The organism is Streptosporangium sp. NPDC005286, assembly GCF_040607515.1.
GTDB lineage: Bacteria > Actinomycetota > Actinomycetes > Streptosporangiales > Streptosporangiaceae > Streptosporangium.
The window spans coordinates 1-15,134 of the sequence record NZ_JBEXGU010000037.1; the positions used below are offsets into that span (position 1 = coordinate 1).

Annotated in this window: 12 protein-coding genes and 2 tRNA genes; 2 read left to right on the forward strand and 12 right to left on the reverse strand. The window is 66.2% G+C overall.

The features are described from left to right. Positions 1–578: 578 nt before the first annotated feature. The 6 genes from ABZU75_RS16165 to ABZU75_RS16190 all read right to left on the reverse strand — a co-directional run bounded on the left by ABZU75_RS16165 (position 579) and on the right by ABZU75_RS16190 (position 9,144). Positions 579–3,215, reverse strand: a complete 2,637-nt coding sequence (locus ABZU75_RS16165) for a valine--tRNA ligase (RefSeq protein ID WP_355554602.1) — start codon at positions 3,213–3,215, stop codon at positions 579–581. A gap of 172 nt (positions 3,216–3,387) precedes the next feature. Further along, positions 3,388–4,668 (reverse strand): ATP-dependent Clp protease ATP-binding subunit ClpX, encoded by a 1,281-nt coding sequence (gene clpX / locus ABZU75_RS16170; protein WP_030917736.1) that lies wholly within the window; start codon positions 4,666–4,668, stop codon positions 3,388–3,390. Between the two features lie 192 nt (positions 4,669–4,860). Continuing rightward, positions 4,861–5,505 carry an ATP-dependent Clp protease proteolytic subunit gene (locus ABZU75_RS16175; RefSeq protein ID WP_030917740.1) on the reverse strand — a complete coding sequence of 215 codons (645 nt, stop codon included), beginning with the start codon at positions 5,503–5,505 and terminating at the stop codon, positions 4,861–4,863. Positions 5,506–5,516: 11 nt separating this feature from the next. Then, positions 5,517–6,110 carry an ATP-dependent Clp protease proteolytic subunit gene (locus ABZU75_RS16180; protein WP_051752985.1) on the reverse strand — a complete coding sequence of 198 codons (594 nt, stop codon included), beginning with the start codon at positions 6,108–6,110 and terminating at the stop codon, positions 5,517–5,519. Between the two features lie 572 nt (positions 6,111–6,682). Beyond that, a complete protein-coding gene (gene tig, locus ABZU75_RS16185; protein WP_355554605.1) occupies positions 6,683–8,068 on the reverse strand; it encodes a trigger factor in 1,386 nt (461 codons plus the stop codon). 209 nt (positions 8,069–8,277) lie between these two features. Then, positions 8,278–9,144: a helix-turn-helix transcriptional regulator gene (locus tag ABZU75_RS16190; protein ID WP_030917746.1), complete on the reverse strand. Its 867-nt coding sequence runs from the start codon at positions 9,142–9,144 to the stop codon at positions 8,278–8,280. Positions 9,145–9,387: 243 nt separating this feature from the next. On the opposite strand from ABZU75_RS16190, the gene ABZU75_RS16195 reads away from it, so the two are divergent. Further along, on the forward strand, positions 9,388–9,897 hold the full coding sequence (locus ABZU75_RS16195) for an ATP-binding protein (RefSeq protein WP_355554607.1): 510 nt from the start codon (positions 9,388–9,390) through the stop codon (positions 9,895–9,897). A gap of 142 nt (positions 9,898–10,039) precedes the next feature. On the opposite strand, the gene ABZU75_RS16200 is transcribed toward ABZU75_RS16195, so the two are convergent. After that, positions 10,040–10,113 (reverse strand) — tRNA-Pro (locus tag ABZU75_RS16200). An 89-nt stretch (positions 10,114–10,202) separates the two neighbouring features. Here ABZU75_RS16200 and ABZU75_RS16205 point away from each other — a divergent pair. Further along, positions 10,203–10,273: transfer RNA gene (locus ABZU75_RS16205), tRNA-Gly, on the forward strand. 55 nt (positions 10,274–10,328) lie between these two features. On the opposite strand, the gene ABZU75_RS16210 is transcribed toward ABZU75_RS16205, so the two are convergent. The 5 genes from ABZU75_RS16210 to ABZU75_RS16230 are packed head-to-tail and all read right to left on the reverse strand — an operon-like array spanning position 10,329 to position 15,118. Further along, positions 10,329–11,486, reverse strand: a complete 1,158-nt coding sequence (locus ABZU75_RS16210; RefSeq protein ID WP_355554609.1) for a site-specific integrase — start codon at positions 11,484–11,486, stop codon at positions 10,329–10,331. After that, complete coding sequence (locus tag ABZU75_RS16215; protein WP_355554611.1) at positions 11,486–11,740, reverse strand: excisionase family DNA-binding protein; 255 nt, start codon at positions 11,738–11,740, stop codon at positions 11,486–11,488. Before ABZU75_RS16215 ends, ABZU75_RS16210 begins: the two co-directional genes overlap by 1 nt. Further along, positions 11,737–13,482, reverse strand: coding sequence for a replication initiator (locus ABZU75_RS16220; protein WP_355554613.1), 1,746 nt, complete (start codon positions 13,480–13,482; stop codon positions 11,737–11,739). The genes ABZU75_RS16215 and ABZU75_RS16220 overlap by 4 nt, the downstream gene beginning before the upstream one ends. Continuing rightward, positions 13,479–13,673 carry a hypothetical protein gene (locus ABZU75_RS16225; RefSeq protein WP_355554615.1) on the reverse strand — a complete coding sequence of 65 codons (195 nt, stop codon included), beginning with the start codon at positions 13,671–13,673 and terminating at the stop codon, positions 13,479–13,481. Before ABZU75_RS16225 ends, ABZU75_RS16220 begins: the two co-directional genes overlap by 4 nt. Next, positions 13,673–15,118: an FtsK/SpoIIIE domain-containing protein gene (locus ABZU75_RS16230; protein WP_355554617.1), complete on the reverse strand. Its 1,446-nt coding sequence runs from the start codon at positions 15,116–15,118 to the stop codon at positions 13,673–13,675. The genes ABZU75_RS16225 and ABZU75_RS16230 overlap by 1 nt, the downstream gene beginning before the upstream one ends. Positions 15,119–15,134: the final 16 nt, after the last annotated feature.

Sequence of the window (15,134 nt, forward strand, 5' to 3'; positions counted from 1 at the left end):
CCACCCCGATGAAAGGGCAGGTTGGACAGGGTTGTGCTTCATGCACTGGCTTTTAACACACTGTTGAGTTCTCAAGAAACGGACGCGTACACCGTTGTCCACAGACCCGCGTTCGCGGTGTCCCGAACTTCGGGGCGTTCCATTCCGTGTCACCATCTTATCAGATCTGCCGGGTTTGTGTCAACTTGTCGGCTTCCCGACCATCGACTCAGACCCGCCGAATCCGCTAGGATTGCGACCACCCTGTTTCCAGGGCAACCCCTCTAACTTACTCCAACATCCGGTCGGTGTCCAACTTGTGCAGACACGCCCGATTTGCCAGATTTTCAGAGGGGGCTGCAGGACTTTGCCCTGCCTGAAGAACTCTAGCAGCCTCCTAGGGCCACCATGACCAACTTCCTGGTAACAACTAGGTCTTCCCTGAGACTCAAGCTCTCAAACACGAGAACCCGGAGTCAAAAGACTCCGGGTTCTCGGCTTGTCCCAACTTCCTGACCTGGACTGTTCCCCTCCCAGCCACCGGCTGGAACTCCGGGTCAGGACTCTCGCACTGCTCTCGAACTCAGGCCATCGGCCAGTCAGCTCGCCGGCAACGCCGCCAGCTGAGCGAGCAACCGCGCGATGTCCTGGTCGGCCTGTGCGGCACGGGACCGCACCTTGGTCACCACATCGTCCGGCGCCTTGGCCATGAACTGCTCATTGCCGAGCTTGGCCGCGACCTGGGCCGCCTCCTTACGCGCCACCGCGAGATCCTTCTCCAGGCGCTTACGCTCGGCGGCCACATCGATCGTCCCCGCCGTGTCGATCTCCACGACAACCCCGCTCACATCGAGACGAGCGGTCGCGGCGAACGAATCGGACGGCTGGTCGAGCCGGAGCAACGACCGGATCGCCCCTTCGTGAGAGGCCAGAGCCGTACCGGCGAGCGAGAGCCGCGCGGCGACCCGCTGCCCTGGCTTGAGGCCCTGATCGGAACGGAACCTGCGCACCTCGGTGATCAGCCCCTGCACCGCGATGATCTCCTCCTCCGCCGAGGGATCACGCAATGACTCCTGGACCGTCGGCCATGGCGCGACCACGATCGACTCGTGCCCGGTGACCGCTCGCCACAGTTCCTCGGTGACGAACGGAACCAGCGGGTGGAGCAGACGGAGCAACGAGTCGAAGACATGGCCCAGCACGAGCCGGGTGTGCTCCTGTCCGGAGGCGATCTGGATCTTGGCGAGTTCCACGTACCAGTCGCAGACCTCATCCCACGCGAAGTGGTAGAGCAGGTCGGAGATCTTGGCGAACTCGAAGTCCTCGAACGCGGCGTCCACCGACGCGACGATCTCCTGGAGTCTGGACAGGATCCACCTGTCGGCGGCGGTCAGTTCCTCAACCGGAAGTTCACCCGTCACGGCACCGTTCATCAGCGCGAAGCGAGTGGCGTTCCAGATCTTGTTACAGAAGTTGCGCGACCCTCCTGCCCATTCCTCGCTGATCGCCACGTCGGAGCCGGGGTTGGCTCCGCGTAGCAGCGTGAAACGGGTGGCGTCGGCGCCGAAGCGCTCGATCCAGTCGAGCGGGTCGACGACGTTGCCGAACGACTTCGACATCTTCTTGCCGTACTGGTCCCGGACCATGCCGTGCAGAGCCACGGTCCGGAACGGCGGCTCGCCGTCCATCGCGTAGATGCCGAACATCATCATCCGGGCGACCCAGAAGAACAGGATGTCGTAGCCGGTCACCAGGACGGAGGTCGGGTAGAACTTCGCCAGTTCAGGTGTCCTGTCCGGCCAGCCGAGAGTGGAGAACGGCCACAACCCGGAGGAGAACCAGGTGTCGAGGACATCGGGGTCCTGGACGTAGCCATCGGGTGCCTGCTCGTCGGGGCCGACGCAGACGACCTCACCGTCGGGGCCGTACCAGACCGGGATACGGTGCCCCCACCACAGCTGCCGGGAGATGCACCAGTCGTGCATGTCGTCGACCCAGTCGAAGTAGCGCTTGGCCAGCTCCGGCGGGTGGATCTTCGTCCGGCCGTCACGGACCGCGTCGCCCGCCGCCTTCGCCAGGGGCGAGACGTTGACGAACCACTGGAGTGAGAGCCGCGGCTCGACCACGGTCTTGCAGCGCGAGCAGTGCCCGACGGAGTGCAGGTAGGGGCGCTTCTCCGCCACGATCCGGCCCTCGGCGCGTAGTGCGGCCACCACTGCGGGCCTGGCCTCGAAGCGGTCGAGCCCCTGGAACGGGCCGTGGGCCGTGACCACACCGCGCTCGTCCATGATCGTCAGGGACGGCAGCGAGTGGCGGCGTCCGATCTCGAAGTCGTTCGGGTCGTGCGCCGGGGTGACCTTGACCGCTCCGGTGCCGAAGGCCGGGTCGACGTGCTCGTCGGCGACGATCGGGATGAGACGCCCGGTGAGCGGTAGCTCCACTTCCCTTCCGATCAGGTGCGCGTAGCGCTCGTCGGAGGGGTGCACGGCCACGGCGGTGTCACCGAGCATCGTCTCGGCCCGGGTCGTGGCGACCACGATGGAGTCGTCGCCGTCGCCGTAGCGGATCGAGACGAGCTCGCCCTCGTCCTCGCTGTGCTCGACCTCGATGTCCGACAGCGCGGTCAGGCAGCGCGGGCACCAGTTGATGATGCGCTCGGCGCGATAGATGAGCCCGTCGTCGAAGAGCCTCTTGAAGATCGTCTGAACGGCGCGGGAGAGTCCGGGGTCCATGGTGAAGCGCTCGCGTGACCAGTCGACGCCATCGCCGAGTTTCTTCATCTGGCCGAGGATCCGGCCACCGGACTCCTCCTTCCACTGCCAGACCCGTTCGACGAACGCCTCTCGGCCGAGGTCGTGCCGGGACAGGCTCTCCTTGGCGAGCTCGCGTTCGACGACGTTCTGGGTGGCGATGCCGGCGTGGTCCATGCCTGGCAGCCAGAGCGTCTCCTGGCCGCGCATGCGAGCGCGCCTGGTCAGCGCATCCTGGATCGAGTGGTCGAGTGCGTGGCCGATGTGCAGGACACCGGTCACGTTCGGCGGAGGCAGGACGATGCTGTAAGGCTCGCGCTCGCCGCTCGGATCAGCGGTGAAGTATCCCTCCGATACCCAGCGCTCGTAGCTCCGGGTCTCCACGTCGGCAGGTGTGTACTGGGTGGGCAGCTCTGGCGTCGTCACGATGCCCAAGTCTAGGGATGTCCGCGCACTCGATGTTCCCCAGCCGAAGAGTTGCGACATGTTCCCCCATCTCGCGAGCCCCGCCATGCCATCGGCCCCGCGGACCGGCTGCGGAAATCGTCCGGCGAATGCGCCACCGGCCGGCCCGGCGGAAACCGCCGGAAACGGCGACGCCCCCGCAGGATCTCCCTGCGGGGGCGTCGGCCGTGAAAACCGGTTTGTCCAGGCTGGATCACGCGGACTTCTCGCGCGGCGGCCGCTGCTGCTTGTTGAGTTGGTCACGCGGCACGAGCGTGGGGTTGACGTGTTCGAGAACCGACTCGCGGGTGATGACGACGCGCGCCACATCCTGCCGCGACGGTACCTCGTACATCACCGAGAGGAGAACCTCCTCCAGGATCGCTCGCAGGCCACGGGCGCCGGTGCCGCGCAGGATCGCCTGGTCCGCGATCGCCTCAAGTGCGTCGTCTGTGAACTCGAGTTCGACATTGTCCAGCTCGAACAGGCGCCGGTACTGCTTGACCAGGGCGTTGCGCGGCTCGGTGAGGATCTGGATGAGCGCCTCACGGTCAAGGTTGTGAACGCTCGTGATGACCGGAAGCCGGCCGACGAACTCGGGGATCATGCCGAACTTCAGCAGGTCCTCGGGCATGACGTCCCCGAAGATGTCGGAGCTGTCGATGTCTTCCTTGGAACGGATGATCGCGTTGAAACCGATGCCCTTGCGGCCGATCCGGGACTCGATGATCTTTTCGAGACCGGCGAAGGCCCCACCGCAGATGAACAGCACGTTGGTGGTGTCGATCTGGATGAACTCCTGGTGCGGGTGCTTACGGCCGCCCTGCGGCGGCACACTCGCGGTCGTGCCCTCCAGGATCTTCAGCAGGGCCTGCTGCACGCCCTCACCGGAGACGTCCCTGGTGATCGACGGGTTCTCGCTCTTACGAGCGATCTTGTCGACCTCGTCGATGTAGATGATGCCGGTCTCGGCCTTCTTGACGTCGTAGTCGGCGGCCTGGATCAGCTTGAGCAGTATGTTCTCGACGTCCTCGCCCACGTAGCCCGCCTCTGTCAGGGCTGTGGCGTCGGCGATGGCGAACGGAACGTTCAGCATCTTCGCCAACGTCTGGGCGAGCAGCGTCTTACCGGAACCGGTCGGGCCCAGGAGCAGGATGTTGGACTTGGCCAGTTCGATGCCGTCGTCACGCCCGCGCTCGCCGGACTGCACCCGCTTGTAGTGGTTGTAGACCGCTACGGAGAGAGCCTTCTTCGCCTGGTCCTGACCGATGACGTAGGCGTCGAGGAATTCGTAGATCTCCCTCGGCTTGGGAAGGCTGTCCCACTTGAGCTCAGAGGACTCGCTGAGCTCCTCCTCGATGATCTCGTTGCAGAGGTCAATGCACTCATCGCAGATGTATACGCCGGGTCCGGCGATGAGCTTTTTGACTTGCTTCTGGCTCTTTCCACAGAAAGAGCACTTCAGCAGGTCTCCCCCGTCGCCGATGCGTGCCACCCCAGATACTCCTTTGCGTGGGACCGCCCTGGCTGCCGCGGTCCGTTTCTTCCGACCGGCCCGATACCCGATCGAAAAGTCATCCCGCTTAGGTTTCGACGTTACCGTCTTCTGAGCCCTCAGTGAGCCCCCTAGCGGCGAGTCGCACCGGAACGTGCCCGATTCGGCACGGTTCCGGTGCGATATGCCTCGTTAGGAGGCTACGGCCTTCGCGAGCTTCTTGCGGGACGGGATGATGTCGTCGATCAGCCCGTACTCCTTGGCCTCCACGGCGTCAAGGATCTTGTCCCGCTCGATGTCCTTGCGGACCGCCTCCGGCGCCCTGCCCGAGTGCTGAGCGATGATGCTCTCCATCTGCGCGCGCATCCTGAGGATCTCACGCGCCTGGATCTCGATGTCGCTTCCCTGGCCACCCCCCTCGGTGGAGGGCTGGTGGATCAGCATGCGGGCGTTCGGCAGGGCGAAGCGCTTGCCGGGCGTACCGCCGGCCAGCAGGACCGCCGCCGCCGAGGCCGCCTGGCCCAGACAGACCGTCTGGATCTCCGGCCGGACGAACTGCATCGTGTCGTAGATCGCCGTCATGGCGGTGAAGGAACCGCCCGGCGAGTTGATGTAGATGCTGATGTCACGGTCGGGGTCGAGCGACTCCAGGGTCAGCAACTGCGCCATGACGTCATTGGCCGACGCGTCGTCCACCTGCACGCCGAGGAAGATGATGCGGTCCTCGAAGAGCTTGGCGTACGGGTTCATCTCCCGCACGCCGTAGGACGTGCGCTCACTGAAGGACGGAAGAACGTAACGGCCGTTGATGTCTCCCGGCCGGATCAACTCACTCACCTTGTGCCCCTTCAGGAGACGGCGCCCGTGGAGGGCACCTGTCGAGCGCTGCGCACGACCTGGTCGATGAAGCCGTAGTCCTTGGCCTCCTCGGCCGTGAACCAGCGGTCACGGTCGGAGTCGGCCTCGATCTGCTCCAGATTCTGACCGGTGTGGAACGCGATGCGCTCGGCGAGGGTCTTCTTGACATATAGCATCTGCTCAGCCTGGATGGCGATGTCGGCTGCGGTACCGCCGATGCCGCCGGACGGCTGGTGCATCATGATGCGAGCGTGCGGCAGGGCGTAACGCTTGCCCCGCTCGCCGGCGCAGAGCAGGAACTGGCCCATGGAAGCGGCCAGACCCATCGCGACCGTGCACACATTGTTAGGCACGTATTCCATCATGTCGTAAATCGCCATCCCAGCGGTCACGGAACCGCCTGGCGAGTTGATGTAGAGCCAGATGTCGCGCTCTGAGTCGTCCGCGGCGAGCAGCAGCAGCTCTGCGCAGATTCGGTTGGCGATCTCGTCGTTGACCTGGGTGCCCAGCACGATGATGCGCTCACGCAGCAGCCGCTGGTAGAGCTGGTCTTCGAGCCTGAACGAGCCATTCGGCTGGCTCATCGACTCGGGCCCGGAGCCGGTCGGCTGGTAGAAGGTCGGCGGGCTGGTCACAGCGTCACCTTCCGATGCGTCGTAATCGATTGGCTTTGCTTGTGACCTTAACGCGCGTGGCCTACCGGACATGCCCCCTCAACGCACTGTTCGCTGACGGCGCATGCTGCCCGCCGCCTCCGCACCGTGCCTGGAACCTCCCGCCGCGCGCCTCGGTAAAGGCTCGGAAACCTGAGCCCGTACGGCGTGTCGGAGCTCGCGGGATACGTGTGCGGACGCCGGAAGCGGATCGCGAAGGACCGCTGAGAGGACTTCCGGCGCGAAAAGAGAGGGGGATCGCGGCTCTCAGAGGGCCCAGGAGCCTGCGAACCCCTTGGAAGCCGGGGAGGAACCGGAGGAGTCCAGGAGAGCGCCAGGGCAGCGCTCTGCGGCGCGCTCACCCCCACATCGCCCTCGGCTCGGCCCCGGAGGAGCGGCCGAAGGCCCTGACCGGGACCGGGAGCGCGCGGACGCCCCCGTCACGCTGAGCGCGGCGGGGGCGTCCGGGGCACTCGACGGCACCCCCTCGCTTCGGCCTGGGACTACTTCGCGGCGTCAGCCTCGGGAGCCTCGGTGGCCTCCTCGGTCTCGGCGGACTCCTCACCGTTGATCTCGGTGTAGATGGCCTTGAGGTCGACCTCGTTGCCCGCCTCGTCGGTCACCTTCGCGGCATCGCCGATGACACTCTTGGCCTTGTCACGGACGATCTCGACCATGGCCAGCGTGAGCTGGTCGTTGTCGGCCAGGTGCTGGGCCAGCGTGTTGGGCGCGACGTTCATCTGCATGGCGCGGCGCACCACGAAGTTGGTCAGCTCCTGCTCGCTGACGCCGAGCTCCTCGCTCTTGACGATCTTGTCGAGGACGAAGCCCGTCTTGAGCGCCTTCGCGGCGCTCTCGTCGAACTCGGCGAGGCGCTCCTCCTCGGTGGTCTGGTAGAGGCGGAAGAACGCCTCCTTGCTCAGGCCACTGTCGGCGATCTGGTGCTCGAGGTTGTGCTTGCGGTTGTCGACCTCGACCTTGAGTGCGCTCTCCGGCAGCGGAATGTCGATCTTGCCGAGCAGGGCGTCGAGCGCGTTCTCACGGGCCTGGACGACCTGGTCGATCAGCTTGTTGCGGCGGGCCTGCTCGCTGATGCTCGCCTTGAGCTCGTCAAGGGTGTCGAACTCGCTGGCGAGCTGGGCGAACTCGTCGTCGAGCTCGGGGAGGACCTTCTCCTTGACGCTCTTGACGGTGATGGTGACCACGGCCTCCTCGCCGGCGTTCTCGCCGCCGACCAGGTTGGTGGTGAACTCCTTGGTCTCACCGGCGGACAGGCCGACCAGGGCGTCGTCCAGGCCCTGCAGCACCGAGCCGGCGCCGACCTCGTAGGAGACGTCGTTGGCCTGCTGCTCCTCGATGTTGACACCGTCGATCGAGGCGGCCAGGTCCATGACGACGAAGTCGCCTACGGCGGCGGCGCGCTCGACGCCGGTCAGCGTGGCGAAACGCTGGCGCAGGCCGTCCAGCTGGGTGTCGATGTCGGAGTCGGAGACCTCGGAGACCGGGACGGTCACCTCGATGCCCTGGTAGTCGGGGACGTCGAACTCGGGACGGATGTCCACCTCGGCGGTGAACTCGACCTGCTGACCGTCCTCGATCTTGGTGACCTCGATCTCCGGCTGGCTGACCGGGAAGATCTCGCTCTCGTCGACGGCCTGGCCGTACAGCTTGGGCACCGCGTCATTGAGGGTCTCCTCCAGCACCACCGCGCGGCCGAACCGCTGCTCGATGATGCGGGCCGGAACCTTGCCGGGGCGGAACCCGGGGACGCGCACCTGCTGCGCGACCTTCTTGTACGCCGCCTGCAGGCTCTCACCGAGCTCCTCGAACGGCACCTCGACGGTAAGCCTTACCCGGGTCGGGCTGAGCTCCTCCACAGCGGTCTTCACGGGGTCGTCTCCTTGATCAAACTTCGAGTGATCGCGGGCGCGCCAAGTCGTAGCGGCTATCGCGGCAAGCTCTCGCGCCGCGCCCACATGAGTGGCACCTGGCACAGCCATCGAGACGCGCGAGATTAGGGCACGCTCCACTGCGGCGGGTGTTCAGCGCCGCAGGCCAGTCTAGGGCAGAGCGGCACCTTGGAGCGACCAATGGCCGCTCAGTCCTCCTTGATGATCCGCCTCAGGATGTCGTTCGTCTCACCGGGGGTGGTGCTGACCGCGCACAGCCGTTCCATGACCTCGCTGTAGCGGTCGACATCCTCACGCTTGTCCAGGTAGAGGGCGCTGGCCAGCTGCTCGACGTAGACCACGTCCGGGAGCTCGCTGTCGTTGAAGCGGAGCACGCTGAAGGCACCGCCCTCCGCGCTGTGACCGCCGAAGCTGAAGGGCATCACCTGGATTGTGATGTTCGGCTGCCGCATGAGGTCGAGCAGGTGCTCCAGCTGTGCCCGCATGACGTCCGCACCACCGATGGGACGTCGCAGCGCGGCCTCGTCGATGACGGCCCAGAAGAACGGGCCGTCGGGCCGCCTGAGCACCTGCTGGCGCTCCATCCGCAGGTCGACCCGGCGGGTGATCTCGTCGGGCGCTATGCCGGCGCTCCCCGCGGTGATGACCGCCCTGGCGTACTCCTTCGTCTGCAGCAGGCCCGGCACGAACTGCACCTCGTACGTACGGATCCGGGAGGCTGCCTCCTCCAGGCCGACGTACGTCTGGAACCATGAGGGCAGCAGGTCGTTGAACCGGTGCCACCAGCCTGGCTCGTTGGCTCTGAGCAGCAGATCCATGATCGCCGACCGGGCGCGATCGTCCTCCACCCCGTAGAAGGTGAGCAGATCCGCCACATCGCGCTCTCTCAGGCCAACCCGGCCGAGCTCCATCCTACTGATCTTGGATTCGGATCCGCGGATCAGATGGCCTGCCTCCTCTCGCGAGAGCCCCTTGGCCTCGCGCAGACGACGCAGTTGGGAGCCTAAGAGGATACGCAGAGCTGTGGGACCTGATCCCGGTTGAACCTGCGCCACTTCGCCTCCCTCTCTACTTGGGCCAGCGCACACAGTGTCACTACTTCCGGCCGCTATGACAAGGTCTCAAGTCACTGCCCAATTCGCCAAGTCGCCGACCTAACCGTCCATGCTGCTGCACATTGCAACTGCACGTGCATTTGGGTCTTGCAGCAGACGTTCCAGTGACCCATGATGGCTTAGTGCATATTGGGCTTATGGTGCACAAGCTCTGAAAACTCTCACGTGGTACGGAGACTCACGATGACAGCGGGAGGTACCGGCAGGATGGTGGAGGAGCCAAAATCGGCTGCCGACTACCTGCAGGCGACCCGCGAGGTGGGCTTTGACGAGCTGCTCGAGGCCAACCAGTCCGACGCCACCGCATGCCCTCTGCCCAGCCAGGCCGACTCGGTGAAGACCGCCCGGGACGTGACACGCTCGACGCTCCGCGACTGGGGACTGGCGGAGCTCAGCGATGACGCAGCGCTAGTGGTTTCGGAACTCGTCACCAACGCGGTCCGTTACGCGCTGTGTCCGCCCGGCCAGCCGGGAATCACCCCGATCACGCTCGTCCTGCTGCGTCTCTCGCCCCACGTGCTCCTGGCCGTGATGGACCCCAGCAACGAGGTTCCGACCCCCAAGGAGCCGGACTTCATCTCGGAGAACGGCCGGGGCCTCTACATCGTGGAGACCTACAGTCAGGGCTGGGGCTGGGACTACCTCAACTGCGGCGGCAAGGCCGTCTGGGCCCTCTTCAGCGCCCACCGCTGACGTTCCGCACCGCGCTCCCGCGCCGCGAGGCGATCTTCCAGACATGCGTCATCCATGTGCCCTGCCTGTCTCGCCTGGCCGAGAACTCGCCCCCCGTACAACGAGAAACCGGGCACCGGTCGGAACCGATGCCCGGCATGCGTCGGGGTGACAGGATTTGAACCTGCGGCCCCCTGCTCCCAAAGCAGGTGCGCTACCAAACTGCGCCACACCCCGGTAGGTCGAGTGCGCGCACGCTCCGGAACTCCGGTACGCTTACGCCCTGACGAACGGATGAAGTCTAGACCAGACTGAAGCCGCTTCGCGCGGACGTAGCTCAATGGTAGAGCCCCAGTCTTCCAAACTGGCTACGCGGGTTCGATTCCCGTCGTCCGCTCAGAATGGCAAAAGGCCAGGTCAACCGGCATATGGTTGACCTGGCCTTTTGGGTTTCACGCGCCCGCATCGATCTTCCGTGCCACCTGCGTGCCACTAACTTTCTTTTTTTCTTTTTCCTGTGCCACCGTCAGCGCCTTGCCCAGCGCCGCAGCAATGACTTTGTCCCGGTCTCGGCTCGCGTGTTGGTAGATGAGCGCCGCCCGCGCGGAGGCGTGCCCCATGCGGGACATCAGCTCTTTGAGGCTTGCCCCATTGGCCGCAGCCAAAGTGTTACCAACGTGCCGGAGGTCGTGGAAGCGGAGGCCGGGAAGCCCGACATCCTTGCGAACCTTGTTCCAGATCCGGCGGAATCCCGAACGCCGCAGCAATCCGCCCTTCGGCCCGACGAAGACATGCCCGTTCTCCCCCGGCTCCGCGAACTCGTCCAGGTGCGCCCGCAGCTCCGGAATGATCTCTTCGGGGATGGAGACGACCCGGCGCCCCGCTCGCGACTTGGGCGTGTCGTGGAGGAGCTTGCCCCCGTCGAGTTCGGCCAGCGCGCCGACGACTCGCACAACGCCCTCCTCCAGGTCGAGCTGTCCGCGACGGAGACCGGCGAGTTCTCCCCATCGCAGGCTTGCGAAGGTGCCCAGGAGCACGAGCACCCGGTATCGCTTCGGAACCTTGGCCGCGATCTCCAGGACCTTGGCCAGCGGGATCATCTCGCGTTCGGGGGTGTCCGGCGTGCCGGCTCCCTTGATCCGGCAGGGGTTACGGCGGATCAGTTCGTCATCCACCGCCGTACCCATGATCGACTTGAGGAGCTGGTAAGCCTTGGCCACGGTGGACTGTCCGACGACGCCGAGCCGTTCCTTGCGCCAGCGCCGCACATCGGCCTCTTTGATGTCGGCGAGGTAGCAGTTGCCGAAAGTCGGAGCAAGGTGGTTCTTGAGAAGCCCTCGATACAAGTCCTCGGTTCGTGGCTTGAGCACACGATCACTGATCCACTGGGCCGCGAAGGCGCCGAAGGGGATCTTCCCGGCGTTGGGGTCCGTCCAGTCGCCGCGAAGGATCTCCGCCTCTCTGAGGACCAGCCAACGGCCAGCGTCCGCCTTCGTGGTGAAAGTGTCCGGAGCGCCATGCGAACGCCCGTCTGGCCCCTTGTAGCGCGCTTGGAAGCGCCCGGAAGGAAGCTCACGGATGTTGCCGAACTTGCGCCGGGACTCTGCCATCAGGCCGCCCTACCTCTCCGAGTGGTGGTGATCGGCTCGACCAGCCCGGCAACGATGAACGCCTCAAGGGCCGCTTCGGGGATACGGACGTTGCGCCCGACGTGAACGAAGGCGATCCGGCGTTCTTCGATCAGGCGCCGAGGGAAACGAGGCGTGGTGTTGAGCCGTTCGGCGGCCTCTTCCACGGTGAGCAGCCGCCCCCGCGCGAGTTCCGGGAGGAGCGAGACGGGCTCTTGCCTGGTCTTCCTGGTCACGCCGCCACCCCCAGGACCGGAGTTGCCGAAAGAGCTGGAACAGGGATGCCGTCCGCTCTGGCCTGGAGTTCGGCCAAGCGCGCTTTGGTGCGATGGCGATCGGCGACCCCGCGCAGCAGCCGTTTGGCCAGCGGGGTCCGGGTGGGGTCGCTGGTCGAGACAGGTCGCCAGACGTAGCGGTGGGAGTCGGTCACGGGGTCGTCGGGCAGGCCGAGCATGTCGAGGACCCAGGCCCGGCGGTCGGCCTTGTGCTCACGAAGGGTCTTGTTGGACCACTTGCGCGAGACCAGGACGCGACGGCCCGCGTAGCCGAGGTGTTCGGCCTTGTGCGCCTTGCCCTTGCACCGGCCCGGCAGCATGCCCGCCTTGGCGCCCTTGGGCTGAATGCCGTAGCGGAGCCAGTTCGGGCAGGTGGGCGAGCAGGGTTCGTAGCGGAGTGCTTCGACCATCCGAACGGCGTGGTCACGGCGGGCGAGGTCGTTGGTGGTGGGGTCGTCGGGGTCGAGGGGGTCGCCGAGGTTCTTGGTCAGGTACTTGGTGAGGTAGCCGATGCGCTTGTGAGCGTCCGGTGATCCGGCGACGATGCCCTGAACATCGACCTGGGGACCGAAGCGGACCACATGCAGCGGTTCGGTCTCGTCGTCCTGGTCGAGCTGGTCGAGCGCCTCGTCCCAGGTGGGCAACAGTTCCCCGGTTTCGGGGTCGAGGTAGTCGCCTGCCTGCCCGTCCGGGTAGGTGGCGCCGTCGTCCAGGTCGGCCCGTGGTGCCCAGATGGGCAGGTGGTCACCGTCGAACTTCACTTCATCGACCGAGGGCCACCACACCTGGTGGTAGGTCGCGGCGGCAATCGCCTTGATCTCCGCGCGGGGCATGGTCCCGCGGATTGCCATGTGCAGGTGAGGCGCGAGCCGCTTCTGAGGTTCCACCGTGGCGAAGTACTGCACGTCGTAGCCCGCCACCCGGCGTAGGTTCTGCACGAACCGATCGACGAGCTTGGAGAAGTGCAAGGCGTCGCGGGCCGCCGCCGCGTAGTCGTAGGTGCTGGGATCGACCGGTACGCCCAGGCCGGAGCGGATCTTGCCGTAGGAGGGCAGGGTGAGGGTGACGAACAGCGAGGGCCGGTAGACCCTGCCGTCGGTGGCGATGAAGGTCCGGCCGAGGGTGGTGTCCTGCTTGGTGCGCTTGGGCAGGTCCGGCGCGTCCTGGCGCCGCCTGGTCGAGCGCGAGCGTTTCGGGGTCGTTCGGCCGCCCAGGACGTTGCCCCGCATCCCGGCGGCGTTGATCTCCGCATCGATGCCCGCGATGGCCTCGTCCCAGTCGGCGACCTCTTCCCCGTCCCGCTCGGCCTCGTCGCGCTTGGCCTGGACATCGGCTCGGAACTCGATCAGCCATCGCTGGTCTTCGGTGGAGGGGTGGGGTTCGGCGATCGGTTCGTGGTCGAGGTGCCAGCCTTCCCGGCACTGCGCCCGGCGCAGCTGCTGATTGCGCTTGGCGCACGGCGGACACTTGGCCTCTTGCGTGGTGCCACAGGGGATGTCGAACGGCTCGACGGTGCCGGTGTGGGTGTCCAGGCGCCGCATCTCGATGGGGCGGATGCAGACGCCGTTGAGCTTGGCGACCTCGATGGCCACGTCCAGGGCGACGGGCAGGGTGTCGCGGACGAGGCGGGGCAGGGTGCGGTCTGAGCCGTTCGGCGGGGTGTCGGTCGAGGGGGTGGACGGGTGGGCAGGGGTATCGGTCACATGGCCCCCTTCGGGTCAATCAGGTCGGCGCAGATCCGGTAGGCGTCGCGGTAGGGGTGCTTGCGCAGCCGGGCGGAGTCGAGGTCAACGATCACCGTCACTTCGGCGAGGTCGGAGCCGTCGAGGGTGCGCAGCCGCCGGAAGGGCAAGCCCTCGATTTGGGCCGGGGTGCCGTGCAGGATGATGTGCATCAGGCCGCCCCCTCCATCTCGATCGGCGGGGTGTCACTCGTGACCAGGGCCGCCATGGTCCGGATGTCGGCATCGGAGACGTAGGCCGCGCGGACCCGGATGGGGTCGGGTGAGGTCTCCAGTCGGACGTAGGCGACGCCCGCGCCCTGCTCAGGGATCGGTGAGATGTGATCGGCCAGCGCTCCCCTGTCCCGTGCGCCGTCGCCGAGGACCATGTCCACCTGCTCGGACTCATCCAGCCGGAGCGCGATCTTGTCGGGGAACAGGTTGCGGATGTTCATGACCTCCTTGCGCGGGTCCTGGAGAGCCGCCATCACGCCGAACCCGACCGCGCGACCCTGTGTGGTGAGGGTGGCCAGGGCAGCGGAGATACGGAGCTTGAGGCCCTTGTCGGACTGGTAGGCGGTCAGGAACGCCACCTCGTCAACGAGCACCAGGACGAACGGGTCATCAGGGGTGGGAGTGTGGGAGCGCTGGAGCCCGGCGTAGCGGTCGGCCCGCTCCTGCATGATCTTCACTGCCGCTTCCAGCAGATCCGCGCACGCGGCCGGATCAGCGGCGTACCGGTCTTCGAAGATCTCGCGTCCGTAGGACAGTTCCATCCGCTTGGGATCGAGTGCCCACACCTCAGCGATGCCTGCCCGGACCGCCGGGAGGAGACCACGGATGGCCGACCACAGGAAAGAGCCCTTGCCTGCACCGGTCGCACCCGCGATCAGCACGTGTGTGCCGTGCACCTTGAGCCGGTACGGGCAGCCGTCCTCACACTTGCCGATCTCGACCGGCCCCACCGAGACAGCCACCGGGAGCGGAACCGCCGGCAGCGGGACGGCCAGCGGGTCACGGCGAGGGAAGGTCAGCTGGAGACGACCGGCCCGCACGACAGCCACCCGGCAGGAGGAGGCGCCGAACCCGTGGGCGAGGTGGTCGATGCGGTCGGCCCAGTCCTTGACCGACTGCCCGCTGATCATCCTCACCGTGACCACGTCGGCCCAGGAGGTACAGGAGACGCCGACGAGGTGAGGCAGGTAGTCGCGGCCCTGGAGGTGACGGCCGAGCCCGGAGACGATCATCACCGGTTGCCAGTGCCGCCGGTAGATCCACACCAGCCGCCAGAAGGCCAGCAGTCGCCGGCCCACCCAGTGGTTGAACGAGATCCGATCGAAGAACGGCCACGGGGCGAGGAGTGAGAGGGGAACGGTGACGACGACCAGGGCGACGCGCCAGCCGTACAGGACACCGAGCACGGCGGGAACGGCGAGCACGGTCACCGCGACCGGGTGACGCCAGATGAGCCGGATCGCTCCTGCCAGCAGACGCCACAGGAAGATGGTGATGGTGAGGATGGCCGGGGTACGGACCACGGCCGGGCGGAACACGACGGCGGTGTCGGGGGTCGTGGAGACGAGAGTACGAGCCTCGTCACCGGGCAGCTTTTTGAACATTAGGCTTGAGCCTCTT

What these genes read in the sequence shown, in the direction of transcription:
- ABZU75_RS16165 (WP_355554602.1), bottom strand. Translation starts at nt 3,215, where the DNA reads ATGTCGCAACTCTTCGGCTGGGGAACATCGAGTGCGCGGACATCCCTA.
- ABZU75_RS16180 (WP_051752985.1), bottom strand. Translation starts at nt 6,110, where the DNA reads ATGAGCCAGCCGAATGGCTCGTTCAGGCTCGAAGACCAGCTCTACCAG.
- ABZU75_RS16195 (WP_355554607.1), top strand. Translation starts at nt 9,388, where the DNA reads ATGACAGCGGGAGGTACCGGCAGGATGGTGGAGGAGCCAAAATCGGCT.
- ABZU75_RS16210 (WP_355554609.1), bottom strand. Translation starts at nt 11,486, where the DNA reads ATGGCAGAGTCCCGGCGCAAGTTCGGCAACATCCGTGAGCTTCCTTCC.
- ABZU75_RS16225 (WP_355554615.1), bottom strand. Translation starts at nt 13,673, where the DNA reads ATGCACATCATCCTGCACGGCACCCCGGCCCAAATCGAGGGCTTGCCC.
- ABZU75_RS16230 (WP_355554617.1), bottom strand. Translation starts at nt 15,118, where the DNA reads ATGTTCAAAAAGCTGCCCGGTGACGAGGCTCGTACTCTCGTCTCCACG.